Below are 24,563 nucleotides of genomic sequence, written 5' to 3'. Positions count from 1 at the left end.
GCCGGTCCGGGACGCCCGGTCCGGGACCGCCGGCGTCAGGGACGGCCGGTGTCGTCGAGGACGCCGGTCCGGGACGCCTGATGTCAGGGACGGCCGGTCCGGAAGAGCTTGAGTCGGGAACGGCCGGTCCGGAAGGGCTGGTGTCAGGGACGGCCGGTGTCGTCGAGGACGCCGCTCCGGGACACCTGATGTCAGGGACGGCCGGTCCGGAAGAGCTTGAGTCGGGAACGGCCGGTCCGGAAGGGCTGGTGTCAGGAACGGTTGGTGTCGTCGAGGACGGCCGATCCGGGACGGCTGGGGTCCCGGCCAAGCTGGTGCCGGGGACGGCCGGGCGCCGGGACGGCTGGGGTCAGGGACGGCCGGTCCGGGACCCCTGGTGTCAAAGACCGCCTGCTCGCAGGCGTCTCGGTGCCGACGCGGGCCCGGCGGGTGGCGCCGGGTACCGCGGGTACGGCTCAGAGCAGCAGCAGGTCGTGCAGCGACGCAATGAGCAGAAGACAGCCGATCACCGCTAGGAAGATCATCAGCGGTGGCTGGGAAAGGGCGAAGAGGCACCCGCGGGGCTCGTCCTGAGGCGGCGCGGGGTCGCCTTGTCTGGTGTCCAGCATCTCGGGGCCGATCATGGCGCAGACCGGCCGTTCCGCGCGATCAGCGCGCCCGGATTGAGCGGGTGTTCGCCGTATTCCGTGACGTCGGTTTCAGGCCGTGATCGTTTCCGCGCGGGGTCGGGCCGACTGTGTCGTTTCGACCGGAGTCAGAGGCGCGCGGGCTTCATATGCCGTGCTTCTTCAGAATCGCCTCGATGTCGCTGAAGTCGTCGGTGGCAGCGGGGCGCGACGCCGGGCGGGGGGCCGCCGGGCCCAGGGAGGGGGCCGAGGCCCCGGGGGCCACGGCGTCGGGGCGGGCGGAGCGGGCCGCCGCCCTGCGCTCCTTCCGGGTGCCGCGGCCACCTCCCCGGCGGCGCTCCACCGCGCGGGTGGTCGCGAACAGCGCCCAGGCACAGCCGAGCACCCCGAAACCGGCCCAGGCGGTCGGGCTGAAGGCGGTGTCGGCGAGCCACTGGACGACACCGGTCATCACCAGCCCGAGCGGCACGAGCGCGTAGGCGGCGATGCGGGCGGCCGACAGGAAACGCCTGCGATAGGCCGTGACCGCCGCGATGCCCAGACCGGCCACGGCGACGGCGGAACAGACGGTCTCGGCAATCATCCGGTCCTCCAGGCGGGGCTCACTCGGGCAGGGACACCATGACTGCACGCCTCACGCAGGCAGGCGCTTCGTCCCTTCCATCCTGCACCTCGGGCCCCCTCCCGGGCCATGCTCCGAGCGGGACATCAGGGACATCTCCGGGTCGACTCCTCCGCAGGTCCCGGTCGGCACCAGGGAGGTCCGGGTTTGGGGCGGGCGGGCGCCGACTGGGAGACTGGCGCCATGAGCGACTCCTCCCCGGCCTTCGTGTCCGAGCCCGCGTCCGCCCCTGCCGCCGTCGTCCTGGACGTCTGGTGCGAGGTGCAGTGCCCGGACTGCCGCAGCGCCCTCGGCGATCTGCGCGCCCTGCGTGAGCGGTACGGCGACCGGCTGCAGCCGCGCCTCAGGCACTTCCCGCTGGAGAAGCACCGGCACGCCTTCGCCGGCGCGCAGGCCGCCGAGGAGGCGCTGGAGCAGGGCAAGGGCTGGGCGTACGTCGAGGCCGTCCTGGAGCGGGTCGAGGAACTGGACCGTCGGGGGGAACCCTTCCTGGTCGAGATCGCCGGTGAACTCGGTCTGGACGCCGAGGAGTTCGACACGGCCCTGATCGACGGCCGGCACATCCTGATCGTGGACGCCGACCAGGCCGAGGGCAAGGCGATCGGTGTCACCGGCACCCCGACCTATGTCATCGGCGGTGAGCGGCTCGACGGCGGCAAGAGCCAGGAAGGGCTCCGCGCGCGCATCGAGGAGATCGCGGACCGGCTGCTGGCCGGGAGCGCGTGAGGCAGGCCGTCCGGGGCCACCGGAGGGAGCCGGCGCCTCAGAGCAGGTTCTTGTACATCGAGTAGCCGACGGTGACGTACCCCAGTGAGGCGTAGAGGTGCTCGGCGGGGGCGTTGCCCGCGAAGACGTTGAGGCCGAGCACCGGTCGGCCTGCGGCCAGTGTCTGGGCCTCGGCCAGCAGCATCAGGGAGCGGCCGTGGCCCCGGCCGCGATGCTCCTCGTAGGCCTCGACGTTGTAGACGAACGCCTTGTCGCCGGTGAAGGCCAGCCAGAGGTCGCCGACGGGGACGCTCTCGTGCTCCAGGACGCTGATCCGGACGTCCGGCGTCGCGAGGCCCTGCGGCAGGGAGCGCGCGTAGTCCGCGCGGGCCTTGGCCCGGGCGGGTTCGGCGGGCACCCCGCGGTCGATCCAGTCCTGCGCGTACTCCTCGGTGCCGCGCCGGGCCCAGGGGCCGTACTCGGCCTCCGTCATGGGCCGGGCCCGGCTGCCCCGCGGCAGTGCGGGCGCCACGGTGGCGAGCCGCTTCTCCATGCCGCGGTTGCGGTGGACGTAGCCGAGGGCCGTCGCGAGCCGCAGCCCGGCCACGGAGTCGCCCGGCACCCTGATCTCGATCTGCCGGCAGCCCCAGCCGCGGGCCACCTCCTCGGCGGCGAGCGCGGCCACCGCGCCCCGGCCCCGGCCCCGGTCCGGCTCCTCGATGTGGAGGTCGTCGAGGTGGGCGACGGCGAGCCCGAAGAGGGGATCGGTGGAGAGCCGGACCGCTCCGACGGGGCGGCTGTTCACGCACACCCGGAAGTGGCGGGAGAGGGCTCCGTCGGCAGCGCGCTGAAGCGGCTCGGTCGGCCGCAGGGTCGTGGTCATCAGGGGGTTTCTACCCGTGCGCGGGCCCCGGAGTCAGCCCGTTTTACCGCGCTGCGGTCCCGCTCCGCGCCGTACGTCGTTCCGGGCGGCGCCCCGCCCGCGCCCTACGGGTCCAGGTCGTCCCCGGCCCGCTCGTCGAAGATGCGCATCGCCTTGGCGGTCACCGGGCCCGGGGCGCCGGGGAGTTCGCGGGTGTCGACGCGGTGGACGGCCTGGACGTCGCGGAGGGTGGAGGTGAGGAAGACTTCGTCGGCGTGCTCCAGCACGTCGAGCGGAAGGTCGGTCTCCTTGGCGCCGGTCCACTCCACGGTCAGCCGGCGGGTGATGCCCGCGAGGCAGCCCGAGGTGAGCGGCGGGGTGTGGATCTCGCCGTCCAGGACGACGAAGACGTTCGAGCCGGTGCCCTCGCAGAGCTGGCCGACGGTGTTGGCGAAGAGGGCCTCCGAGGCGCCGGCCTCGTGCGCGCGGGCCAGGGCGACGACGTTCTCGGCGTACGAGGTCGTCTTGAGACCGGTCAGCGCGCCGCGCTCATTACGGGTCCAGGGGACCGTGATCACGGCGGTGGAGTCGGGGCGGCGGGTGGTCTCGCCGAGGGCGACGAGGAGGGTGGGTCCCCGGTCGCCGCGGTCGGAGCCGAGGGGGCCGTGGCCTCCGGTGTAGGTGAGGCGCAGCCGGCCGAGCGGCATGGGGTTGGCCTCCAGCACGGCGGCGCAGGCCGCGCGGACCTCGTCGAGGTCGGGGTCCGGCAGGCCGAGGCCCCGCGCGGAGCGGGTCAGCCGGTCGAGGTGGCGGGTCAGGGCGAAGGGGCGCCCGTGCGTCGCCTTCACGGTCTCGAAGATGCCGTCGCCCACGGTCAGTCCGTGGTCGAAGACGGAGACGCGGGCGGCCTCGCCGTCCTGCAGGGTGCCGTCGAGCCAGATCTTCACCTCAGGGTCCCTTCCCTCACCTCGTACGTGCCCGACGCTATCGCGAGCAGGCGTGCCGCCTTCAGTTCGGTCTCCTGCCATTCCGCCTCGGGGTCGGAGCCCCAGGTGATGCCGGCGCCGGTGCCGAAGCGCAGCACGCCTTCGGCGCGGTCGATCCAGAAGGTGCGGATGCCGACGGCCAGCTCGGCGGTGCCGCGGTCGGCGTCCACCCAGCCGATGCCGCCGCAGTACGGTCCGCGCGGCGCCGTCTCCAGCGCGTCGATGATCCGCAGCGCGCTGGACTTGGGGGCGCCGGTGACCGAGCCGGGCGGGAAGGCGGCGTCGAGGAGGTGGGGCCAGCCCGCGCCGTCGCGCAGTTCACCGCGGACCGTGGAGACGAGGTGGACGAGTCCGGGGTGCTTCTCGACCGCGCACAGGTCGGGGACGGTGACGCTGCCGGTGGCGCAGACGCGCCCGATGTCGTTGCGGACGAGGTCCACGATCATCACGTTCTCGGCGTAGTCCTTGTCGAGGAGGTCGGCCTCGGTGCGGCCGGTGCCCTTGATGGGGCCGGACTCGACGACGCGGCCGTCGCGGCGCAGGAAGAGTTCGGGGGAGGCAGTGGCGATCTCCACGCCGTGACCGGGCAGGCGGATCGTTCCTGCAAAGGGTGCAGGGTTGCCTCGGGCCAGCAGCGCGGTCAGCGCGTCGACGTCGGCGCCGGGCGCGACCGGTGCGGTGAGGACACGGCAGAGGTTCGCCTGGTAGACCTCGCCGGCCGCGATGTGCTCCCGTATCCGGCGCACCCCCGCGGTGTACGCGGCGCGGTCGAGCGACGACGTCCAGTCCCCCGCGGCGGGCCCGCGCCACTCCCCCGGCACGGGCGCCGGCACCGGTGCGTCCCGTACGTCGGCGAAGCGGGCGCAGACGACACGGCCCTCGAAGTCCGCGCAGACCGCCCAGAAACCGGTGGACTCGAGGGCGGCGGGGTCGTCGGTGACGTCCAGGAGGCCGGTGGCGACACGGCCGCCGAAGCGGGCGAGAGGAGAGAGGTCGAGCACGGTGTCGAGTCTAGGTCGGGTGCCGGCGGGGCGGTCCGGGGATGTCGCCGACGGGGCCCTGAGCAGGTCCGCAGTACGACCCCGAGCAGGTCCGGGGTACGACGCCGGGCCGACCGGGACGTGTCCGGCGCGGGTCCGGGCGGGGCCGCAGGGGCGCACGCTGCACAAACGCGTTTTTGTACTGGCCCAGGAATCCGCTAGAGTTCAACTCGTCGCCGGGCCGCGAGAGCGGAACGGAAACGACAAGCGGACGTAGCTCAGTTGGTAGAGCGCAACCTTGCCAAGGTTGAGGTCGCGAGTTCGAGCCTCGTCGTCCGCTCGAAGGAAAGTGGGGACTCCCGGTCCCCTACACTCCTGGTGGAGTGGCCGAGAGGCGAGGCAACGGCCTGCAAAGCCGTCTACACGGGTTCAAATCCCGTCTCCACCTCCAAGGACGATTAGCTCAGCGGGAGAGCGCTTCCCTGACACGGAAGAGGTCACTGGTTCAATCCCAGTATCGTCCACTGGATCTTCGCCGTGAGGCACTGGATCCGTCCCGCGCGATTAGCTCAGCGGGAGAGCGCTTCCCTGACACGGAAGAGGTCACTGGTTCAATCCCAGTATCGCGCACGCAGTGTTCGTGATCCGCTCCTCGGAGTGGTCGCGGTCCCGAGGACGATTAGCTCAGCGGGAGAGCGCTTCCCTGACACGGAAGAGGTCACTGGTTCAATCCCAGTATCGTCCACACACCGGCAAGCCCCCGTCCGTCTCGTACGGCCGGGGGCTTCGCTGTGTGCGCGGCGCCGATGGTCCGGCTCAGCTGGAGAACAGCATGTGGCCGAAGCTCTTGTGACGGTGGTGTCCGCCGTAGTGCCCACCGCCGTGGCCGCCATGACCGCCGTGGCCGCCGTGCGGGGCGCCCCAGGCCGGAGCCGGCGGCGCGGGCGGGTACGCCTGCGGGGCCGGCGGCGGGGGTGCCGGCTGGGTCCACTGGGACTCCAGACGGGTCAGGGCCTCCAGCTCGCCGTAGTCGAGGAAGATCCCCCGACAGTTGGCGCACTGTTCGATCTGCACACCATTGCGGTTGTACGTCTGCATCTGTCCGTGACACTTCGGGCACTGCATGATTCGGCTCAACTCCTCGCCGGTCGGTCCTGTTTCGCGTACCGCCAGGACAGACTCTGTCCGGCTGCGGTCGGTTGCACCCTACTTCGCGGAGCTTCACGGCAACTGCGGAGGTACCGAACCCATTCGGGCACATGCGTCGACGAGCGACTGCTCGACCTCGTCCAGCGGCCGGCCCGCGGCCGCGGCCTTCGTCACCGCGCGGGCCGCGGTCTGGACGGTGAGGGCGCGGGCGGGGACGTCGAGCGCGGGCCAGGGGTCGCCGGCCGCCGGCACCGCCGGGCCCCGGGCCGCGCGGTAGGCGTGCAGGAAACGGGTCCACTCCTCGGGCGGCAGCAGGCCGCAGGCGTACCAGGCCGCGGGGCGGGCGAGGTCCCAGGCGGGGACTCCCCCGCCCAGGTCGTCCACGTCGATCAGGCGCCAGGGGCCGTCGGGTGCGGGATGGCGGACGAGCTGGCCGAGGTGCAGGTCGCCGTGGCAGAGGGTGGCGGTGTCGGGCAGGGGGGCCTCGGCACGGGCCCAGGCGGGCAGGGTGGACCAGGCGCGCAGGACCGGGGCGAGAGTGGCGGCGGGCGGGGCGGCCGCACGGAGGCGGGCCACGGCCTGGGCGGCCTTGACCGGGCCCCGCATCGGCGGGAGGCCGGGCGGGGCGGGGCTGCGGTGGAGACGGGCCAGCAGGGTGGCGGCCTCCTCCCAGGGGGCGGAGTCGGGGTCTTCGGGGTCCACGGGGGTGCCGTAGGGCCAGAAGGTGACGAGGCGGCCGTGCAGCGGGACGGGTGTCGGGGTGAGGGGCGGGAGGAGGAGGTCCGGGTGCCGGGCGGCCAGGGCCAGACGCGGGGCGAGATCGGCGGCGCGGGTGGTGGGGGCGTGCGCCTTCGCGACGGTGTCCGCATGGCGTACGACGGTGGCGTCGGGGCGGTCGGCGAGGGTGCCGTCGGGGCAGGCGCAGCGGTGGGGACGGGGGGAGCGTGGGTGTGCCGTGGCCCTGGCCCGGGTGGTGAGGGCGGCGAGCAAGGGGGTGGCGGTCACGGGGCTCCCTGGGCGGCACGGGGCTTTGGGGTGAGGGTAGCCATCGGGGCGTATGCCGAGGGAGCCGTCGATGCGCGGGGTCAGCCGCGCGGCGCTCCGGGAGCAGTCTCCGGCCGGGCTGGACGGCGAACGGCGTGAGCGCGCAGTCGGGCAGGCACTGGGACTCGTGGAAAGGGGGCGTCGGAGCACATCCGGTCGGGTCCACGATCGGTGTCCCGGCGCGTCCCCGGTGATGTCCGGGCAGAACAATGCCGGCGCAGCTCCCCAGCTGCGCCGGCATCTTGTGCCGTCCGCCGCACCCCCGTCCCCACGGGGTTTCATGGATGGATGTCCCCGCCCGGACCGCTCTTCCGGGCCTGGGGTCGCCGCTCAGCGCCCCAGCATCACACCCACGGACGACGCCTGTGTGGCCACCGTCTCCCAGCCGTCGAAGACGACGAGGAGCAGGGCCGCCAGGGGAAGGGCCATCAGCGTCGCCACCAGCGGGTGGCGACGGCCCGTACGGCGCGTGCGGGTGCGGAACTGCGTGCGCGGTGCCGTGTGGGCCATGGTCCCTCTCCTGACCGTCTTGGTCGTTCTGGCAGCGGCGGGTGTCTGACCTCGGGGGACGAGTGCTGCACCCGCCGCTTGACTTCAAATCTAGGCGTGCGGCGGGCGGAGCACGTCATGCCCTCGTACCGATTGCCGGGCCTCCCGGAGGATGAGCCACGAGGTGGGGAGTACTCCGCTGGTTGGAGACGAGGTCCCAGGTCTCGGGGTCTTCCCGGAGGGGGTGCCCGCTGCGGGCCGGTTTCTCCCCGGCGGGCGTGACTTCGCTCACTTCCACCACCCCTCGGCGGACCGGCGCCTCCCCCCTGCGGCCCGCCCGCCCGGCTACCAACGGGTAGGCGCGCACCGCTCCCGCGGAGTCCACCGCCCGCTCCCTCCCGTCCCCCTTCACTGATCCAATCTCCCTTCGCCGAAGGTTGGTTGAGGTCACTGCGCGGCCAAGGGGCGCCTGGTCCCAGGCTCTCTGACCACTCCTCATGTCTCCCGCCCGGCGCGGACAATCGATCGGGACCGGAGGGCGCGGCCTCTGCGCGCGAACGGCCGTGGAAACGTAAGCTGTGCCACGTCACACGGACCGGGCAGCGGGGATGAACATGGCGATGATGCGCCTGAGGCGCGAGGACCCGCGCGTCGTCGGCTCGTTCAGGCTTCACCGACGGCTCGGTGCGGGCGGGATGGGCGTCGTCTACCTGGGCTCCGACAAGAAGGGGCAGCGCGTCGCCCTGAAGGTGATCCGGCCCGATCTGGCCGAGGACCAGGAGTTCCGGTCACGGTTCGCGCGCGAGGTGTCGGCCGCACGGCGGATCCGGGGCGGCTGCACGGCCCGCCTGGTCGCCGCCGATCTCGACGCCGAACGGCCGTGGTTCGCCACCCAGTACGTTCCCGGTCCCTCCCTCCACGACAAGGTCAACGACGAGGGGCCGGTCGCGGCGGCCGAGCTGGCGGCGATCGGGGCCGCGCTGTCCGAGGGGCTCGTCGCCGTCCACGAGGCCGGGGTCGTCCACCGGGACCTCAAGCCGTCCAACATCCTGCTGTCCCCCAAGGGCCCCCGCATCATCGACTTCGGTATCGCCTGGGCGACCGGGGCCTCGACCCTCACCCATGTCGGTACGGCCGTCGGCTCGCCCGGCTTCCTCGCGCCCGAGCAGGTGCGGGGGGCCGCCGTCACCCCGGCCACCGACGTCTTCTCGCTCGGTGCCACCCTCGCCTACGCCTCCACGGCCGACTCCCCCTTCGGACACGGCAGTTCCGAGGTGATGCTCTACCGCGTGGTGCACGAGGAGCCCCAGCTGCACGGCGTGGCCGACGCGCTGGCCCCGCTGATCCGGGCCTGTCTGGCCAAGGACCCCGAGGAACGGCCCAGCACCCTCGATCTCTCGCTGCGGCTGAAGGAGATCGCCGCCCGCGAGGCCCAGGGCACGGGCGACGCCCGGCCGCCCGTGCCGAGAGCGGCGGAGGCGGACCGGCCCACCGGCCGGCTCAGCCACTCCAGCTACCCGGAGCGCACCCTGCGCCAGCCGGGCCCGTCCGGCACCGGGACGGGCGCCGGACAAGGGCCGGGGCACGGACCGGGATCCGGGACCGGGGGCGGTACTCCTCCGCCTCGGGGTGGAGCACCCTCCCGGGGATCGGCTCCCTCTCGGGGTGGAGCCCCCTCACGCGGCGGCAGCGCCTCTCGCGGTGGCGGCGCTTCCTCGTCACGCTCCGGGAGCCGTCCCGTACCCGCCTCGCGCGGCGGCCGTCCCGCAGGCAGCGGCAGCCGGCCCGCGCCGCGCAGCGGGGCCGGACGGCCCGGGCCGAGGAACACGGGAACCGGGCGCCGGCCCGCCAATCCGCGGCTGCTGCGCCAACGGCTGTTCGTCTTCGTGGTCGTGACGCTGCTGGTCGCGCTGGGCATCGCCGTCGTCCAGGGCTGCGAGGGGCCCGCCCGTGGCCTCGGCGGCCAGGACGGCGTCGTACGGCAGCAGACTCCGCACGCGCAGGGGTACGTTCCCGCTCCCCGCGGCGACGCGGACCAAAGCGTGTTGCAGAAGGCTGGGTAGCGGGCATTTCCCCTGCATGCGTGGGGTGTTGAGGGCTCAGCCGTGGTGGGTGGAGACGTTCACGGGACTGCGGATGCGGCAGTTCGAGCGGCTGCTGAAGGTGGTCCGGGAACGGGGCGGGGACGGGCCCGGTGGCGGCCGTCCGTGGTGCCTGCCACTGGCCGATCGTGTGCTGCTGGTCGCCGTGTACTACCGCACGAACCTCACTATGCGGCAGCTCGCCCCGTTGTTCGGATGCTCGCCGGCGACGGTGTGCCGGGTCATCCAACGGCTGCGGCCGCTGCTGGCCATCGAGCCGGCTCCGGCTCCGGCAGACGTGGCCGAACGGCTGTGGATCGTCGACGGCACGCTGATCCCGGTCCGAGACCGCAAGGTCGGCGCCTCGAGCCGTAACTCCCGGTTCTCGGCGAACGTGCAGGTCATCATCGATGCCGACACCAAGCTGGTCGTCGCCGCGGCCCGCCCGGTCCCCGGCAACACCGCGGACGCGAAGGCATGGCGCGACTCCGGCTTGGCCGCGCACTGCGAAGGGGTGACCGTCCTCGGCGACGGCGCGTACATCAACACCGGGCTCGTCGTCCCGCACCGCAAACGCCCCGGACGGACCCTGCTGCCCGGCGAGGAGGAGGACAACGCAGAGCACCGCAAAGTCCGAGCCCGCGTTGAGCACGCCTTCGCTCGCATGAAGCACTGCAAGGTCCTCCGCGACTGCCGCCAGCGCGGCAACGGACTCCACCACGCAGTGCAAGCCGTCGCCCGCATGCACACTCGCAGCGTGATCAGACCGCTCCCAGAGCAGCTCCGACCTGCAAACTCCCAGCCTTCTGCAACACGCTTGAGGGGCCCTCAGCCGCGCGGGCGGCCCGTCGCCACGGCGTAGAAGGCGACCGCCGCCGCCGCGCCCACGTTGAGGGAGTCGACGCCGTGGGACATGGGGATGCGGACCCATTCGTCGGCGGCGACCAGGGCCTGGGTGGACAGGCCGTCCCCCTCCGCTCCCAGCATCAGGGCCACCCTGTCCATGCGGTGCGGGGCGGCCTCGTCGAGGGAGCGCGCCTTTTCGTCCGGGGTGAGGGCGAGGAGGGTGAAGCCGGCCTCGCGGACCGACTCCAGGCCCTTGGGCCAGGTGTCGAGCCGGGCGTACGGGACGGAGAAGACCGCCCCCATCGAGACCTTCACACTGCGGCGGTAGAGGGGGTCGGCGCAGTCCGGGGAGAGCAGGACCGCGTCCATGCCCAGGGCCGCGGCGGAGCGGAAGATCGCGCCGATGTTCGTGTGGTCGTTGACCGACTCCATGATCACGACCCGGCGTGCGGTCTGCAGGAGTTCGGCGGCCGTCGGGAGCGGCTTGCGCTGCATGGAGGCGAGGGCGCCCCGGTGCACGTGATAACCGGTGACGCGTTCGGCGAGCTCCGGGCTGACGGCGTAGACCGGGGCCGGGAGCTCGTCGATGACATCGCGCATGACGTCCACCCACTTGGCGGAGAGCAGCATCGAGCGCATCTCGTACCCGGCGTCCTTGGCCCGTCTGATGACCTTCTCGCCCTCCGCGATGAACAGGCCCTCGGCGGGCTCGCGCTTGCGCCGCAGCTCCACGTCGGTCAGACCGGTGTAGTCGCGCAGGCGCGGGTCGTCGGGGTCGTCAACGGTGATGAGATCGGCCACAGGGTGATACTGCCTTGTCCTGGGTGTCGTGCCAACGGCTGTGAACGGGTTGTGTTACCCGGGGTTACGCCAAGCTCGGTCGGGGGCGCCCCGGTTCCGCGACGCGCGGCATGATCCAACGGCAGGCCCTAGGCGCGCGGGCCCACGGCGACCACCTCGCCGATCACGACGACCGCGGGCGGCTTGACCTCCTCGGTCCGCACTGTCTCGGCCACCGTCGCCAGGGTCGCGTCGACGCGGCGCTGGGCGGCGGTCGTGCCCTCCTGGACGAGGGCCACGGGCGTGCCGGCGGGCTTGCCGTGCGCGACCAGGGTCTCGGCGATCTTCCCGATCTTGTCGATGCCCATGAGGACGACGAGCGTGCCGGTGAGCTTGGCCAGGGACGCCCAGTCGACGAGGGAGCGCTCGTCGTCGGGGGCCACATGACCGCTGACGACGGTGAACTCGTGGGCCACGCCGCGGTGGGTGACCGGGATGCCGGCCGCGCCCGGGACGGAGATGGAGCTGGAGATGCCGGGCACGACGGTGCAGGGGATGCCCGCCTCGGCGAGCGCCTGGAGCTCCTCCATGCCGCGGCCGAACACATAAGGGTCCCCGCCCTTGAGGCGGACCACCGACTTGCCCTGCTTCGCGTGCTCGATCAGCGCGTTGTTGATGGCCTCCTGGGCCATGTAACGGCCGTACGGGATCTTCGCCGCGTCGATCACCTCGACGTGCGGGGGGAGTTCGGCGAGGAGGTCGCGCGGGCCGAGGCGGTCGGCGATGACGACGTCGGCCTCGGCGAGGAGGCGGCGGCCGCGGACCGTGATCAGGTCGGGGTCGCCGGGGCCGCCGCCGACGAGGGCGACGCCGGGGGTGCGGGTGCGGTGGTGGGGGGCGACGAGCGTGCCGTCGCGCAGGCCCGCCACGACGGCGTCCCGGATGGCGGCGGTGTGGCGGGGGTCGCGGCCCCTGGCGTCCGTCGTGAGGACGGCGACGGTGACACCCTCGCTGGTGCCGGTGGCCGGGGTCCAGGCGGTCGCGCGGTCGGCGTCGTCGGAGCGGACGCACCATACGCGGTGGCGCTCCGCCTCGGCCGAGGCGTGGGTGTTGGCCTCGGGGTCGTCGGTGGCGATCAGGGCGTACCAGGCGTCCGCGAGGTCGCCTTCGGCGTAGGGGCGCCTGTGCCAGGTGAGTTCACCGGCGTCCGCCATCGCCTCTACGGAGGGGGTCGCCTCGGGGGACACGAGGTGGATGTCCGCGCCCGCCGCGATGAGAGCGGGGAGGCGGCGCTGGGCGACCTGCCCGGCGCCGAGGACGACGACCCTGCGGCCGGTGAGGCGGAGGCCTACGGGGTAGGCGGGGTGTTCGGCCATGAGGGTGCGGCTCCCTTTGCGGCGTGGGTGGCCCTGACGTGCGGATTTTATGCTGCGACGGGCTGTGGTGGGTCGGGTGTCCGGTGGCTGGGCGTCATCGCCGGGCGCGGGTCGTGGGTGGTGGTGCCGGCCCGTTCCGCCCCGGCGGAAGGCTGCCCACCACCACGGTCGGCCGGCGAGGGGCCGTCCGGAACCGCACGGCCGTGGTGCCGGGGGGACCGTCCGCCGCTTCGCGACCCGGCTGCCGCGGGACGGCCGGCCCCCCTCTGCTACTTCTCGGTGACTCCCGCCGAGTCGAAGGTCGCGACCTCGTGCATGGCCCGGGCCGTGCTCTGGACCAGGGGAAGGGCCAGGAGGGCGCCCGTGCCCTCGCCGAGGCGGAGGTCCAGGTCGACCAGCGGGCGCAGGCCCAGCTTGTTCAGGGCGGCAACGTGGCCCGGCTCCGCGCTGCGGTGGCCCGCGATGCAGGCGGCGAGGACCTCGGGGGCGATCGCCCGGGCGACCAGGGCGGCCGCGCCGGCGCTGACGCCGTCCAGGATCACCGGTGTCCGCAGGGACGCGCCGCCCAGCAGGAGGCCGACCATCGCCGCGTGCTCGAAACCGCCGATCGCGGCGAGGACGCCGATCGGGTCGGCCGGGTCCGGCTGGTGGAGTTCGAGGGCGCGGCGGACCACCTCGGTCTTGCGGGCGAGGGTCTCGTCGTTGATGCCGGTGCCCCGGCCGGTGACCTCGGAGGGGTCCGCGCCGGTGAAGACGGAGATCAGCGCCGCCGAGGCGGTCGTGTTGGCGATGCCCATCTCACCTGTCAGCAGAGCCTTGTTGCCGGCCGCCACCAGGTCGCGGGCGGTCTCGATGCCCACCTCGATGGCCTGCTTGGCCTCCTCGCGGGTCATCGCGGGACCCGTGGTCATGTCGGACGTGCCGGCCCGCACCTTGCGGGGCAGGAGGCCGGGGGTCGCCGGGAGGTCGGTGGCCACACCGACGTCCACGACGCAGACCTCCGCGCCCACCTGGCTCGCGAAGGCGTTGCAGACCGCTCCCCCGCCGAGGAAGTTGGCGACCATCTGGGCCGTCACCTCCTGCGGCCAGGGGGTGACGCCCTGGGCGTGGACACCGTGGTCGCCCGCGAAGATCGCGACGGCCGCGGGCTCCGGGATCGGGGGCGGGCACTGCCGGGACAGTCCGGACAGCTGGGCGGAGATGATCTCCAGCATGCCGAGCGCCCCGGCGGGCTTCGTCATCCGCTTCTGCCGCTCCCAGGCCTCGCCGAGCGCCTTGGCGTCCAGCGGGCGGACGCTGGCGACGGTCTCGCCGAGCAGATCGTGCGGCTCCTCGCCGGGCAGCGCGCGACGGCCGTACGTCTCCTCGTGGACGACCCAGGAGAGCGGGCGGCGCTTGGCCCAGCCGGCCTGCATCAGCTCGGGCTCCGACGGGAACTCGTCGACGTAGCCGACGCAGAGGTAGGCGACCACTTCGAGGTGCTCGGGCAGACCGAGGGCGCGGACCATCTCGCGCTCGTCGAAGAAGCTGACCCAGCCGACGCCGAGGCCCTCGGCGCGCGCCGCGAGCCAGAGGTTCTCCACCGCGAGCGCCGAGGAGTACGGCGCCATCTGGGGCTGGGTGTGCCGGCCCAGGGTGTGCCGGCCGCCGCGCGTCGGGTCGGCGGTGACCACGATGTTCACCGGGGTCTCGAGGATGGCCTCGATCTTCAGTTCCTTGAACTGCTTCGCCCGGCCCTTGGGGAGGGACTTGGCGTAGGCGTCGCGCTGACGCGTCGCCAGTTCGTGCATCGCGCGCCGCGTTTCGGCGGAGCGGATGACGACGAAGTCCCAGGGCTGCGAGTGGCCGACGGAGGGAGCGGTGTGGGCGGCCTCCAGGACGCGCAGCAGCACCTCGTGCGGGATGGGGTCGCCGCGGAAGCCGTTGCGGATGTCACGGCGCTCGCGCATGACCTTCAGGACGGCCTCGCGCTCGGCGTCGTCGTACCCGGGCGCGGCGGGGCCGGTGGATTTTCTGGCTTCTTCCACGGTGGCCGGGCTCTCTTCCTGGTCGGCGGCCCTGGTTTCCAGGTCCTCCGGGCTCTGCGCGACCTCGGGGTCGGGGTCGGCCTGCGCGTCGGCCGGGGGCTCCGGGTCCGGGGTCGCCGGGGCGGGAGCGGGGTCGGCCGCGCGGGGGGCGGGGACGGTGGGAGCGGGAGCGGCGGGCTGCTCGGGAGTCACGGCGACGGGGGGCACCTCCGCCGGTGCCGCGGCGGGCTGCCGGTCCTCCGTGGGGAGGGGCGCGGCCTGCGACGGCACCGGGGCGAGGAGCGGAGCCGTCGGCGCGGTCCCCTCGACCGGTGCGGACGGGCCCACGGACTGGTCCGGCTGCGGCGCGGGGGGCACGGGGACCGCCTGGGGCTCCGCGGGGGTCTCCGCCGGGGTCGCCGCCACGGCCACGGCGGTCGGGGTCTCCTGTTCGGAAGCCGGTGCGGGGGCAGGGGCCGGAGCGTCCGAGCCCTGAGACACCGTGTCCGGCTGATGGGCGGCGGCGGGGGCGAGCCGCAGCTCGGGGGCTGCCGTCTGCTCCGTGGTCGCTTCCTGCGGTTCCGGGTGGGCGGCCGGTTGCGGTTCCGGCTGCGGGGCTTCCTGCGGTTCCGGCTGTGCGGCTTCCTGCGGTTCCGGCTGCGGTTCCGGCTGCGCGTTCGGGGCCGGCTCGGTGGCCTCCGCCTGCTCGGGGGCCGTGTCCACCTGCCCGGCGGCGGGCTGGACCTCTGCGACGGGCTCGGGCTGCGGCTGCGGTTCCTCGGGTGCGGCGGGCGGGGTCACGGCGGACTCGACCGGCTCCGCGGGCTGCGCCGCTTCGGCCTCGGCGGGGGCGGTGGGGGCGGCGGGCGCCTCGACGGGCTGGGAGGCGGCGGGCGTCTCACCGGCTTCGGCGGGCTGCGCCGCCTCGGCGGGCTCCTCGGTGACCGGGGAGTCCTGCTCCACCACCACGGCTTCTTCCTGCACCGGCTCGACGGACACGGGGGCCGCGACCGCGACCGGGGCCTCGACCGCAGGAACAGGGGCCTCGACCGGTTCGGGAGACGGGATCTCGGTCTCGGGAGACGGGACCTCGGTCTCGGGAGACGGGACCTCGGTCTCGGGAGACGGAACCTCGGGCGCAGGAGACTCCACCACGGTCTCGGCGGCCCCGGCAGCATCGGCGACCTGTGCCTCGACCGGGGCGGGTACCTCCTCCGGCACCGCAGGCGCGTCCGTGACCGGCACCTCGGACACCGGCTCGACGGTCTCGGCCTCGGGTGCGGATGCGGGTGCTTCGGCCGCCTGGGGCGTCCCGACGTGGCTCGCCTCCTCCGCCTGCGCCACCTCGGGCTGGGGCCCGGGCTCGGGCGCCGCGGGAGTCTCGTCCAGCTCGGGCGCGGGCGTCTCCGCGACCTCGGCAACTGCGGCGTCGGTGGCCTCGACGGCCTCGGCAACCGCCGCGACGTCGGATACGGCCTCTTCCGGAGCCTGTACGGCCTCGGTCACGGACTCGGTCACTGACTCGGCAACAACCTCGGTCACCGCCGCGGACTGCTCCGCCTCGGCAGCCGGGGCCGCCTCGGACACGCTCACCTCGGGTGCCTGCGGCTCCTGCGCGGCCTTGACCACCGCCTCCGCGACCTCCGCCGCGACCGTCGGCCCGCTCGCCGCAGGCACGTCCGCCGGTACCGCTTCCGCGACGACGGCCGCGGGCGGCTCGGGGGCGGGCGTCGCCTCGACGGGCGGCGCGGCCACCGGCTCGGCAGGCCCCGTCTCCAGCACCTCGTCGGCGACATCCTGCTCGCCCTCGGCGATCAGCGCGGCGCCGAGCAGCTGGCCGGGGTCGACGACCCCGGTCGCGGTCGGGGAGAACGGGCCGGGCTCGGCCGGTGCCGCCGGGGCGGGCGTGACGTCGCCGGCACCGCCGCCGCTTCCGCCGTACGCGGCCTCGGCCTGGAGTGCCCCCTGCGTGGCGATCGCCTCGGTCGCCACGCGCGCCACGACGGCGTCGGCGACTCCGAGCACCGCGGGTTCCTGGGCCTCGACGGGAGCGGCGGCATGAACGGGAGAAGGAGCCTGGGCCGCGGCTCCCCAGGGCGCGGCCCCCTGCGGGGGCGTCTCGCGCAGGGGCGGGACGTCCAGGTACTCGGGGCCGGTCACGGGCTGGGCCGGTTGGCGCACGGGGGCGCCGGCCGGGCCGCGGTCGGCGAGGGAGCGGACGGGGCTGGCGGAGGCGTCGGGGATGGGCGGGCCCAGGTGGAGGGGCCGGCGCGGGGCCGGCTGCGGAGGCGCGGCGGGGCCGGGCAGCCGTACGCCGCTGAGGTCGACCGAGCCGCTGTCGCGGCCGGAGAGCTCGTGCGGGCCGGGCTCGTGGACCGTCTCGACGACCGGCTCGGGCGCGGGTGGCGCCACCTCGTTGCCCCAGGCGCTCTGGGCGCCCGGCAGCAGCAACAGGTCTTCGTCCTCGGCGGTGGTCTCGGAGAGGTAGGTGTACGCGCCGTGCGCGGAGGCGCCCGGCTGTTCCACCGTGCCTGCGTTCTCCGGCAGCCCCTCGCCCGGGACCTGGCCGGTGTCGGTCATGCGTACCCCTCGCCCATCGGTTTAGTGCTCCTACGACCAGCTCACCCGGAACGGCGCACCGATCGCCCCGTAGTGAAGAACGAGCGTCCGTGCCCAGCGGCACGAACGACCGCCCGAAAAAGCGACAAAGCCATTCAGTGGCATTGTCCCGGCCGTCGCCGCCTCGCGACAGGTCGATCTCCGTCGCTCCGCTGTGGACTGCGCCACGTTGCGCGCCCTCCGGTTCTGCCGTACCACGGCTCACCCCAAAAGGGATGCGTTTTCCGGACATTGGCCGACGAACAGCCGGGCGAACGGAAGCGGTACGACGATCGTTCAGCCTACCGCGAGCGGTACGACAACAGGATCACGGGGAGCGCGAATCGGGTCACGTCCGGCGGTCCGGAAGAACCCCGCTGAGCAGGAACGCGACGCTCCGTTCGGTCTCCGTCCAGCGCCGCGTGTCGAGTTGGACGGACTGCACGAGCGCGCACTCGACGAGGTAGCCGTGCTCGGTGAGGTCGCGGCCGACGCGTTCGGCGGTGTCGCGGGTCGCCGCGTGGGTCACGATGCGCTGCGGGCGGCGGTCGGCGACGGCGGAGACCACGGCCGCTCCCCCGCCGCCGACCCGGACGACGTCCGGCTCGGGCAGGTTCTCCAGGACGTGCGGGGCGGTGCCGCGGACGATCTGGAGCTGGACGCCGTGGCGGCGGGCGGCGGCGTCGGTGCGGGCGCAGGCGTGCAGGTCGTGGTCGACGGCGAGGACGGCCGCGCCGGCCCGCGCGGCCTCGGTGGCGAAGGCACCGCTGCCGCAGCCGATGTCCCAGACGAGGTCGCCGACGCGGGGGCCGAGCCGGGCGAGTTGGGCCACGCGCAGCAGGTCCGACTCGCCCTCGCCGAGGTCGCCGCCGTAGGCCTCGGCGGGCAGGGCCCAGCCGCGCGGTCCGGCGGCCGGGTCGCGTCCGGCGAGCCAGCCGCCGCCGTCGCCGACGGTCACCGGGCCGCCGATGACGATGACGACGTTGGGGTCGCGCCAGGTGTGGTCGACGGCCTTGTCGGAGGTGAGGACGCTGACCCGCTCGCGGTCGGTGCCGAGTTCCTCGCAGACCACGAAGGTGCGGTGCACGCCCTCCAGGAGCAGACCGAGCTCGGCGGGGCCGGCGCCGGGCGAGGTGAGGACGGCGACCTTGGGGTGGGCGCGGCAGACGTTGACGGCGCGGCGCAGGGTGCGCCGGTGGGCGACGACGACCTCGGCGTCGTCCCAGGGCATGCCGGCGCGGGCGAAGGCGGTGGCGACGGAGGAGACGGCCGGGACGACCTCGACCTCCAGGCCGAACTCGGGTGCGCGCAGGGTGCGTACGACGCCGAAGAAGCCCGGGTCCCCGTCGGCGAGGACGACCGCGGTGCCGCGGTGGCCGGCGATCCGGCGCGCGGCGAGGGAGACGCTGCCCAGACGGATGCGCTCGGCGGCGGGCGGGACCTCGGGCAGCGCCAGGTGGTGGGCGGCGCCGGCCACGAGCGTGGCGGCGCCGAGTGCCGAGCGGGCCGCTGCGGTCAGCGGCGAGCCGTCCCAGCCGATCACGGTGACGCGGTCGGCCATCGTCCTCAGTCTCCCGGGGGTTCGCGCAGGCAGCGGGCTCCGTGAGGGTACCCGGTCGGACGGGGCGGGCTGCCGCCCGATCGTCGGGCCGGGGTCAGTTCCAGTCGGTGTACGAGGTGAAGCCGCCGCCCTCGGCGAGCTGGTCGCCCGCGCCCTCGATGTCCTCGGGCAGCAGGCTCCACACGATGTAGTCGGTGCGCACCTCGGTCCAGGTCTCGTCCTCGGCGCGGGCCCGGGCTATGCAGGCGCCGCGCAGGACGCCCTCGCTGATACAGCCGATCTTCTGCGCGACCTGCTGGGAGGCGGTGTTGTCGGCGGCCGTGCGCAGCTCGATGCGTTCGAACTTCTGGTCGGTGAACAGCCACTGGGCGGTGGCGAGCGCGGCCTCGGAGGCGTAGCCCTCGCCGCGGGCCCAGGAGGCGACGATGTACGACAGTTCGGTGGACCGGACGTGCCAGTCGGTCCTGGCGAGCTGGATGACACCGACGAGCCGCTGGGTGAGGAACTCGGTGACGGCGAGGGAGAGGCCGCGTCCGGCCGTGCGTTCGTCGGGTGCGTCCTCGGTGATCCAGCGGTGGGCCGCCTGTTGGCTGTAGGGCTGCGGGGCGTCTGTCCAGGCGCCGATCTGCTCGTCGTTCATCATCTCGGCCAGGGCGGGCACGTCGTCCTCGTCGAAGGGCCGCAGCACCAACCGCTCCGTGCTGATGGAGATGGTGGGGAAGGTGCTCGTCATGAAGCCGCTCCGTAGCCTTCGAAACCTCGGTGCCCGGACGGTCCTGTACCTACCGGACCGTCAGGACCCGCTGAACTGCCCAGCATGCAGCATGAGGGGGCCCAGCGGCACCACGGGGTCCCCACCCTTCGTGAGGGAGCGGACCCCGTGGGTTGCGGTGGTGTGCGGCGCGGACGGTCAGAACGCGGCGACGACGGCGCCGTCGTACTTGTCCTCGATGAACTTCTTCACCTCGGGCGAGGTGAGCAGCTCGGCCAGCTTCCGGATCCGCGGGTCGCCCTCGTCGCCCTTCTTCACGGCGAGGAAGTTGGCGTACGGGTTGTCCTTGGCGGACTCGGCGGCGAGGGCGTCCTCGGCGGGGCTGAGGTCGGCCTCCAGTGCGTAGTTGCCGTTGATCACCGCGGCGTCGACGTCGGCCAGGGAGCGGGGCAGCTGGGCCGCCTCCAGCTCCTTGAACACGAGCTTCCGGGGGTTGGCGGTGACGTCCTTGGGGGTGGCGTCGTAGCCGACTCCGGACTTCAGCTCGATCAGGCCGTTGGCCTCCAGCAGCTTCAGCGCGCGGGCCTCGTTGGTGGTGTCGTTCGGCAGGGCGACGGTGGCGCCCTTCTTCAGGTCGTCGAGCTTCTTGACGCCCTGGGAGTACAGGCCGAGCGGCTCCAGGTGCACGGTGGCACCGGGCACGGCGACGATGTCGGTGCCGTTCTTCTTGTTGAAGTCGGTGAGGTACGGCTGGTGCTGGAAGTAGTTGGCGTCGACCTCGCCCTGCTGGACGGCCGTGTTGGGGGTCACGTAGTCGGTGAACTCCTTGACCTCGAGGTCGAGGCCGGCCTTCTTGGCGAGGTTGTCCTTGATGTAGGTGAGGATCTCGCCCTGCGGGGTGGGGGTGGCCGCGACGGTCAGCCGGGCGCCGGCGCCGGCCGAGTCCTTGTCCGAGCCGCAGGCGGTGAGCCCGAGGGTGAGGGCTCCGGCGGCGAGCACGGCGGTGGTGATCTTGGCGGTGTTACGCACGAAAAGTGCCTTTCCTAGGGGTGGTGCGGCCCCGCGGTGGGTGTGCGGGGAGTTCAGGGGGAGGGGCGCTCAGGCGACCTTGCCGACGTCGGTGGCGGCCGGCTCCCCGGTCCTGAGCAGCCGCAGCTTCGGGGCGGGGCCGGAGCGGCCGCCGCGGCGGTGCAGGGAGCGGGCGGCCCAGTCGCCGGCGAACTGGATGAGGGAGATGACGACGGCGAGGATCGCGACGGTGATCCACATCAGGTCGGTCTCGAAGCGCTGGTAGCCGTAGCGGATGGCGATGTCGCCGAGGCCGCCGGCGCCGACCGTGCCGGCCATGGCGGAGTAGCCGATGAGGGCGACGACCGTGGTGGTCGTGGAGGAGATGAGCGAGGGCAGCGACTCGGGGACGAGGACCTTGCGGACGACGGTCCAGGTGTTGCCGCCCATCGACTGCACGGCCTCGACGAGTCCGCCGTCCACTTCGCGGACGGCCGTCTCGACCAGGCGGGCGAAGAACGGTACGGCGCCGATGGCGAGCGGGACGATGGCGGCCTCGCGGCCGATGGTCGTGCCGGTGACGGTGCGGGTGAAGCCCATCAGCGCCACCATCAGGATGATGAACGGCATCGAGCGGGCGATGTTCACGATCTGCCCGATGACCTTGTTGGCGACGACGTTCTGCAGGAGTTCGCCCTTGTCGGTGAGGACGAGAAGAAGGCCGAGCGGGAGTCCGCCCGCGACGGCTATGAGGGTCGACCAGCCGACCATGTAGAGGGTGTCCCAGCAGGCCTGCGCCAGCAGGGGCTGCGTCTCCGACCAGGTCACTTGGCGCCCTCCGCGAGCAGTACGTCGATCTGCAGGCCCCGTTCGCGCAGGAAGCCGATCGGTACGACGTTGTCCTCGTAGCGGCCCGGCAGTTCGATGCGCATCCGGCCGACCTGCAGTCCGCCGACGGTGTCGATGGCGGCACCGAGGATGGAGATGTCGATGTTGTAGGTGCGCGAGAGCTGGGAGATGACCGGCTGGGTGGCGCTCTCGCCGTGGAAGGTGACGTCGACCACGGTGCGGTCCTCGCCGGTGGCCTCGCCGCCGACCGGGAAGAGGGCGGCGGCCAGTTCGGAGCCGGGGGTGGCGAGCAGTTCGCCGACCGTGCCGGACTCCACGATCCGGCCGCGCTCCATGAGGGCGGCGGAGTCGCAGACCGACTTGACCACGTCCATCTCGTGGGTGATGAGCAGCACGGTGAGGCCGAGCTGCCGGTTCAGGTCGCGCAGCAGCTGCAGGATGGAGCGGGTGGTCTCCGGGTCGAGGGCGCTGGTCGCCTCGTCGGACAGCAGCACCTTGGGGTCGCCGGCGAGGGCGCGGGCGATGCCGACGCGCTGCTTCTGGCCGCCGGAGAGCTGGGCCGGGTAGGAGCGTGCCTTGTCGGCGAGTCCGACGAGGTCGAGCAGGTCCAGCGCCTTGCGGGAGCGCTCCTTGCCCGAGACGCCGAGGATCTCCAGCGGGAGTTCGACGTTGTCCTGGACGGTCCGCGAGGACAGCAGGTTGAAGTGCTGGAACACCATGCCGATCCGGCTGCGGGCCTGCCTCAGTTCCCGGCCGGCCCGCGGTCCGCGGCCGGCGAGGGCGGTGAGGTCCTGGCCGGCGACGGTGACCGTGCCGGCGGTGGGGCGCTCCAGGAGGTTGACGCAGCGGATCAGCGAGGACTTGCCGGCGCCGGACTGGCCGATGACGCCGTACACCTCGCCTTCGCGGACGTGCAGGTCGACACCGTCGAGGGCGGTGACTTCACGGCCGCGTGAGCGGTAGACCTTGGTCAAGGCCGTGGTGGTGATCACGTGGGTTTTCCGTCACTGTCGAGTGCGCGGGGCGTGGGTGTGCCCGGGCGCACGGATGCGTTCGTTCAGGACGCGGCACGTCCTTGGCCGGGGACTCCCGGGGAGGACGGGTGCGCGGAGCGGAGGCTCGGGGTGGTGCGGGGGCCGGCTAGCAGGCGCACATGCGACACATACGACACATACAGCGCACGCCGGGCGTCAGGTTCGCCTCGGTCGCAGGGGTGCGGCTGCTCGTCGTGGTCATGTGCATCAGTAAAGCAGACGTACGGTACTGACAAAGAAACGCCTGTCCGCATGCTGGACATGCGTGGACACCCTGCCGTGGACGGCCCGGACGGCCCGGACGGCCCGGGGCCCGGCGCGGGGTGTCGATTACGGCGTAATAAGGTCGCTGCATGCTTGATGTCCTGACGCTGGTGACCGGCGTCGCCGCGCTGCTGCTCGCCGCCTGGTGCGGCTGGGCGGCCCATCGTGACCAGCCGACGAAGGACTGGCACTTCATGGGGATGGCCGTGGTCTCGGTGCTGGCGCTGATGCAGCTGGTGATCGGCGTCGTGCTGCTGGCCTGGGGCCAGAAGCCGGTACAGGGCACGACGATCTTCGTGGCGTATCTGCTGGGCGCCTTCGCGTGCGTGCCGGCGGCGGGTCTGATGTCGCTGTCCGAGCGGACCCGGTGGGGCTCGGTGACGGTCGCCGCGTCGGCGGTCGTGCTCGCGGTCCTGGAAGTGCGGCTCTACGACATCTGGGGAGGCTGAGATGACGGCCGTTCAGGAGAAGCCGGCCCGCCTGATCGGCGGGCCCGGCCTGGTGCTGGTGTGGTTCTACGGCGTGATGGTGGTCGGGGCGGTGTCGCGCTCGGCGTACCAGATCGCCACGGAGTTCGACCGGGCGCCGCTCGCCTACTCGCTGTCGGCGGTCGCGGGCCTGGTGTACGGGTTCATCACGTACTCGCTGGTGCGGGGCGGGGAGACGGCGCGCAGGGCGGCGCAGCTGTGCTGTGCCGCCGAACTCGCGGGCGTGCTGGTGGTCGGCACCTGGACCCTGATCGAGCCGTCGGCCTTCCCGGACGCGACGGTCTGGTCCGACTACGGAATGGGCTACGTGTTCATTCCGGTGCTGCTGCCGCTCTCCGCGCTGTACTGGCTGCGCCGGGCCCGTACGGCTAAGCCGTAGCCGCGTACTCGCCGGCCACCTTCTCCAGGACGATCATCGGGACGCCGTCCGTGCCCTCGGCCGTGCCCACCGTCTCGTAGCCGACCCTGCGGTAGAGGCGGAGGTTGCCCTCGCTGCGGTGGCCGGTGTGGAGGCGGAACTTCTTGGCGCCGCGCTCCTCGGAGAGGGCCGCTTCGGCGGCGCGCAGGAGACGGGCGCCGATGCCGTGCCCCTGGAGGCGGGGGTGGACGCAGAGACGGCCGATGGAGGCGGCGCCGTCCTCGGTGATGTGACCGCGGACCGAGCCGACCACCTCGTCGCCGAGCCGTGCCACGTAGACGCAGTCGGAGGCGAGTTCCTCCTTGACCGAGTCCAGGGTCTGGACGAGCGGGGCGATGCGGTAGTTGCCGTACAGCGCGGCTTCGCTCTGGAAACACAGGTACTGCAGCACGAAGATCTGCTCGGCATCCTGCTCGGTCGCCACCGAGATGGTCACGCTCATGCCCATGTGCGCACGCCTCCCGCTCACCTGATCGCCTTGGGTCCTTCACTCCTATCCCCGCAGTTGCCGGGCCGCAACCTCCGGTGCGAGCAAACGCCTCAGACATGCCAGACATCTGGAACGTTCCGGGCCGATACTGCCCTGTGAGATACCCAACTCACCGGCGATCTGGCGGTAGGTGGGGTCCTCCGGGGACAGGAGCGCCTCGAGGAGAGGGGCGCAGCGGCCGGGGAGGCGGCGCACCGCCTCGCGCAGGGCGCGGCGGCGGGCGGCGGCGAGGGCGAGCTGCTCGGGGCCGCGGTCGCGGTCGTCGGCCGGTTCGGTCCCGTACGGCTGCTCGAAGCGGGCGGAGCGGCGGGTGCGGCGGGCCTCCGCGCGCACCGCCCGGCGCAGCCAGCCCGGCGGGTCGAGCGGGGGGCCGTCGGTGGCGAGGCGCTCCAGGAGGCGGAGCCAGACCGCCTGTTCCAGGTCTCCCGGTTCGGTGCCGGTGGCGTGGGCCTCGGCGGCGGTCTCGGCGGTGAGCAGGGGGCGCAGGTCGGTGAGCAGGCCGGTGAGCGGGTCGTGCGTCATGTGCCGGACGATGCGGCCGCGCGGGCGGCTGGTTGCCCGCACGGCCGGATGTCACTCCAACGGGGAC

22 protein-coding genes, 5 tRNA genes and 1 pseudogene are annotated in these 24,563 nt (G+C 73.3%); 10 read left to right on the top strand and 18 right to left on the bottom strand.

The window, feature by feature from the left end; all coding sequences use genetic code 11:
- Positions 1-455: 455 nt before the first annotated feature.
- Both U5640_RS36935 and U5640_RS36930 read right to left on the bottom strand, forming a co-directional pair.
- Positions 456-623, bottom strand: a complete 168-nt coding sequence (locus tag U5640_RS36935) for a hypothetical protein (protein WP_340385723.1) — start codon at positions 621-623, stop codon at positions 456-458.
- A 148-nt stretch (positions 624-771) separates the two neighbouring features.
- Positions 772-1,209 carry a hypothetical protein gene (locus U5640_RS36930; RefSeq protein ID WP_340382505.1) on the bottom strand — a complete coding sequence of 146 codons (438 nt, stop codon included), beginning with the start codon at positions 1,207-1,209 and terminating at the stop codon, positions 772-774.
- Positions 1,210-1,431: 222 nt separating this feature from the next.
- On the opposite strand from U5640_RS36930, the gene U5640_RS36925 reads away from it, so the two are divergent.
- Positions 1,432-1,974 (top strand): DsbA family protein, encoded by a 543-nt coding sequence (locus tag U5640_RS36925; RefSeq protein WP_340382503.1) that lies wholly within the window; start codon positions 1,432-1,434, stop codon positions 1,972-1,974.
- Between the two features lie 37 nt (positions 1,975-2,011).
- Here the strand turns inward: U5640_RS36925 and U5640_RS36920 are convergent, their stop codons facing one another.
- From U5640_RS36920 to U5640_RS36910, 3 genes are all read right to left on the bottom strand, one after another.
- On the bottom strand, positions 2,012-2,836 hold the full coding sequence (locus tag U5640_RS36920) for a GNAT family N-acetyltransferase (protein WP_340382501.1): 825 nt from the start codon (positions 2,834-2,836) through the stop codon (positions 2,012-2,014).
- 104 nt (positions 2,837-2,940) lie between these two features.
- The gene (locus U5640_RS36915) at positions 2,941-3,762 is read right to left on the bottom strand and encodes an aminodeoxychorismate lyase (RefSeq protein WP_340382499.1); all 822 of its coding nucleotides are present in this window, start codon (positions 3,760-3,762) and stop codon (positions 2,941-2,943) included.
- A complete protein-coding gene (locus U5640_RS36910) occupies positions 3,759-4,802 on the bottom strand; it encodes a chorismate-binding protein (protein ID WP_340382497.1) in 1,044 nt (347 codons plus the stop codon). Before U5640_RS36910 ends, U5640_RS36915 begins: the two co-directional genes overlap by 4 nt.
- Before the next feature lie 246 nt (positions 4,803-5,048).
- On the opposite strand from U5640_RS36910, the gene U5640_RS36905 reads away from it, so the two are divergent.
- The 5 genes from U5640_RS36905 to U5640_RS36885 all read left to right on the top strand — a co-directional run bounded on the left by U5640_RS36905 (position 5,049) and on the right by U5640_RS36885 (position 5,526).
- Positions 5,049-5,121: transfer RNA gene (locus U5640_RS36905), tRNA-Gly, on the top strand.
- 37 nt (positions 5,122-5,158) lie between these two features.
- A tRNA-Cys gene (locus U5640_RS36900) sits at positions 5,159-5,232 on the top strand.
- 1 nt (position 5,233) lies between these two features.
- Positions 5,234-5,305 (top strand) — tRNA-Val (locus U5640_RS36895).
- A gap of 34 nt (positions 5,306-5,339) precedes the next feature.
- Positions 5,340-5,411, top strand: a tRNA-Val gene (locus tag U5640_RS36890).
- Between the two features lie 43 nt (positions 5,412-5,454).
- Positions 5,455-5,526: transfer RNA gene (locus U5640_RS36885), tRNA-Val, on the top strand.
- A 71-nt stretch (positions 5,527-5,597) separates the two neighbouring features.
- On the opposite strand, the gene U5640_RS36880 is transcribed toward U5640_RS36885, so the two are convergent.
- From U5640_RS36880 to U5640_RS36870, 3 genes are all read right to left on the bottom strand, one after another.
- The gene (locus U5640_RS36880) at positions 5,598-5,906 is read right to left on the bottom strand and encodes a zf-TFIIB domain-containing protein (protein ID WP_079062138.1); all 309 of its coding nucleotides are present in this window, start codon (positions 5,904-5,906) and stop codon (positions 5,598-5,600) included.
- 96 nt (positions 5,907-6,002) lie between these two features.
- Positions 6,003-6,935, bottom strand: a complete 933-nt coding sequence (locus tag U5640_RS36875; protein WP_340382493.1) for an aminoglycoside phosphotransferase family protein — start codon at positions 6,933-6,935, stop codon at positions 6,003-6,005.
- 369 nt (positions 6,936-7,304) lie between these two features.
- Complete coding sequence (locus U5640_RS36870; protein ID WP_067250166.1) at positions 7,305-7,484, bottom strand: hypothetical protein; 180 nt, start codon at positions 7,482-7,484, stop codon at positions 7,305-7,307.
- 587 nt (positions 7,485-8,071) lie between these two features.
- Here U5640_RS36870 and U5640_RS36865 point away from each other — a divergent pair.
- Positions 8,072-9,526, top strand: coding sequence for a serine/threonine-protein kinase (locus tag U5640_RS36865; protein ID WP_340385552.1), 1,455 nt, complete (start codon positions 8,072-8,074; stop codon positions 9,524-9,526).
- 16 nt (positions 9,527-9,542) lie between these two features.
- A pseudogene (locus tag U5640_RS36860) lies at positions 9,543-10,304 on the top strand (transposase family protein); the annotation flags it as partial.
- A 68-nt stretch (positions 10,305-10,372) separates the two neighbouring features.
- On the opposite strand, the gene U5640_RS36855 reads toward U5640_RS36860, so the two are convergent.
- The 8 genes from U5640_RS36855 to U5640_RS36820 all read right to left on the bottom strand — a co-directional run bounded on the left by U5640_RS36855 (position 10,373) and on the right by U5640_RS36820 (position 22,272).
- Complete coding sequence (locus tag U5640_RS36855) at positions 10,373-11,191, bottom strand: RNA methyltransferase (RefSeq protein ID WP_340382488.1); 819 nt, start codon at positions 11,189-11,191, stop codon at positions 10,373-10,375.
- 128 nt (positions 11,192-11,319) lie between these two features.
- Positions 11,320-12,546, bottom strand: coding sequence for a uroporphyrinogen-III C-methyltransferase (gene cobA / locus U5640_RS36850; protein WP_340382486.1), 1,227 nt, complete (start codon positions 12,544-12,546; stop codon positions 11,320-11,322).
- A 269-nt stretch (positions 12,547-12,815) separates the two neighbouring features.
- Positions 12,816-17,132, bottom strand: a complete 4,317-nt coding sequence (gene cobT / locus U5640_RS36845) for a nicotinate-nucleotide--dimethylbenzimidazole phosphoribosyltransferase (protein WP_340382484.1) — start codon at positions 17,130-17,132, stop codon at positions 12,816-12,818.
- Positions 17,133-17,499: 367 nt separating this feature from the next.
- Complete coding sequence (gene cbiE / locus U5640_RS36840; RefSeq protein WP_340382482.1) at positions 17,500-18,711, bottom strand: precorrin-6y C5,15-methyltransferase (decarboxylating) subunit CbiE; 1,212 nt, start codon at positions 18,709-18,711, stop codon at positions 17,500-17,502.
- 94 nt (positions 18,712-18,805) lie between these two features.
- Positions 18,806-19,444, bottom strand: a complete 639-nt coding sequence (locus U5640_RS36835; protein ID WP_340382479.1) for a GNAT family N-acetyltransferase — start codon at positions 19,442-19,444, stop codon at positions 18,806-18,808.
- Between the two features lie 177 nt (positions 19,445-19,621).
- The gene (locus U5640_RS36830; RefSeq protein ID WP_340382477.1) at positions 19,622-20,452 is read right to left on the bottom strand and encodes a MetQ/NlpA family ABC transporter substrate-binding protein; all 831 of its coding nucleotides are present in this window, start codon (positions 20,450-20,452) and stop codon (positions 19,622-19,624) included.
- 69 nt (positions 20,453-20,521) lie between these two features.
- Positions 20,522-21,259: a methionine ABC transporter permease gene (locus U5640_RS36825; RefSeq protein ID WP_340382475.1), complete on the bottom strand. Its 738-nt coding sequence runs from the start codon at positions 21,257-21,259 to the stop codon at positions 20,522-20,524.
- A complete protein-coding gene (locus U5640_RS36820) occupies positions 21,256-22,272 on the bottom strand; it encodes an ATP-binding cassette domain-containing protein (protein ID WP_340382472.1) in 1,017 nt (338 codons plus the stop codon). The genes U5640_RS36825 and U5640_RS36820 overlap by 4 nt, the downstream gene beginning before the upstream one ends.
- 395 nt (positions 22,273-22,667) lie before the next feature.
- On the opposite strand from U5640_RS36820, the gene U5640_RS36815 reads away from it, so the two are divergent.
- Positions 22,668-23,027 (top strand): hypothetical protein, encoded by a 360-nt coding sequence (locus U5640_RS36815; protein WP_340382470.1) that lies wholly within the window; start codon positions 22,668-22,670, stop codon positions 23,025-23,027.
- Between the two features lies 1 nt (position 23,028).
- Positions 23,029-23,445 (top strand): hypothetical protein, encoded by a 417-nt coding sequence (locus U5640_RS36810; protein ID WP_340382468.1) that lies wholly within the window; start codon positions 23,029-23,031, stop codon positions 23,443-23,445.
- On the opposite strand, the gene U5640_RS36805 is transcribed toward U5640_RS36810, so the two are convergent.
- The gene (locus U5640_RS36805) at positions 23,435-23,932 is read right to left on the bottom strand and encodes a GNAT family N-acetyltransferase (RefSeq protein WP_340385550.1); all 498 of its coding nucleotides are present in this window, start codon (positions 23,930-23,932) and stop codon (positions 23,435-23,437) included. The two genes, U5640_RS36810 and U5640_RS36805, sit on opposite strands and share 11 nt — an antisense overlap.
- Positions 23,933-23,977: 45 nt before the next feature.
- Positions 23,978-24,496 (bottom strand): sigma-70 family RNA polymerase sigma factor, encoded by a 519-nt coding sequence (locus tag U5640_RS36800; protein WP_340382466.1) that lies wholly within the window; start codon positions 24,494-24,496, stop codon positions 23,978-23,980.
- Positions 24,497-24,563 lie beyond the last annotated feature (67 nt).

Source organism: Streptomyces sp. SS7 (assembly GCF_037993025.1).
Taxonomy (GTDB): domain Bacteria; phylum Actinomycetota; class Actinomycetes; order Streptomycetales; family Streptomycetaceae; genus Streptomyces.
The sequence above is the reverse complement of the archived record's forward strand: the minus strand, read 5'-3'. Positions and strand labels throughout refer to the sequence as shown.

Coding starts and splice junctions, on each gene's coding strand:
- U5640_RS36935 (WP_340385723.1), bottom strand. CDS start 623: ATGATCGGCCCCGAGATGCTGGACACCAGACAAGGCGACCCCGCGCCG.
- U5640_RS36930 (WP_340382505.1), bottom strand. CDS start 1,209: ATGATTGCCGAGACCGTCTGTTCCGCCGTCGCCGTGGCCGGTCTGGGC.
- U5640_RS36925 (WP_340382503.1), top strand. CDS start 1,432: ATGAGCGACTCCTCCCCGGCCTTCGTGTCCGAGCCCGCGTCCGCCCCT.
- U5640_RS36920 (WP_340382501.1), bottom strand. CDS start 2,836: ATGACCACGACCCTGCGGCCGACCGAGCCGCTTCAGCGCGCTGCCGAC.
- U5640_RS36880 (WP_079062138.1), bottom strand. CDS start 5,906: ATGCAGTGCCCGAAGTGTCACGGACAGATGCAGACGTACAACCGCAAT.
- U5640_RS36870 (WP_067250166.1), bottom strand. CDS start 7,484: ATGGCCCACACGGCACCGCGCACGCAGTTCCGCACCCGCACGCGCCGT.
- U5640_RS36865 (WP_340385552.1), top strand. CDS start 8,072: ATGAACATGGCGATGATGCGCCTGAGGCGCGAGGACCCGCGCGTCGTC.
- cobA (WP_340382486.1), bottom strand. CDS start 12,546: ATGGCCGAACACCCCGCCTACCCCGTAGGCCTCCGCCTCACCGGCCGC.
- cobT (WP_340382484.1), bottom strand. CDS start 17,132: ATGACCGACACCGGCCAGGTCCCGGGCGAGGGGCTGCCGGAGAACGCA.
- cbiE (WP_340382482.1), bottom strand. CDS start 18,711: ATGGCCGACCGCGTCACCGTGATCGGCTGGGACGGCTCGCCGCTGACC.
- U5640_RS36835 (WP_340382479.1), bottom strand. CDS start 19,444: ATGACGAGCACCTTCCCCACCATCTCCATCAGCACGGAGCGGTTGGTG.
- U5640_RS36815 (WP_340382470.1), top strand. CDS start 22,668: ATGCTTGATGTCCTGACGCTGGTGACCGGCGTCGCCGCGCTGCTGCTC.
- U5640_RS36810 (WP_340382468.1), top strand. CDS start 23,029: ATGACGGCCGTTCAGGAGAAGCCGGCCCGCCTGATCGGCGGGCCCGGC.
- U5640_RS36805 (WP_340385550.1), bottom strand. CDS start 23,932: ATGGGCATGAGCGTGACCATCTCGGTGGCGACCGAGCAGGATGCCGAG.
- U5640_RS36800 (WP_340382466.1), bottom strand. CDS start 24,496: ATGACGCACGACCCGCTCACCGGCCTGCTCACCGACCTGCGCCCCCTG.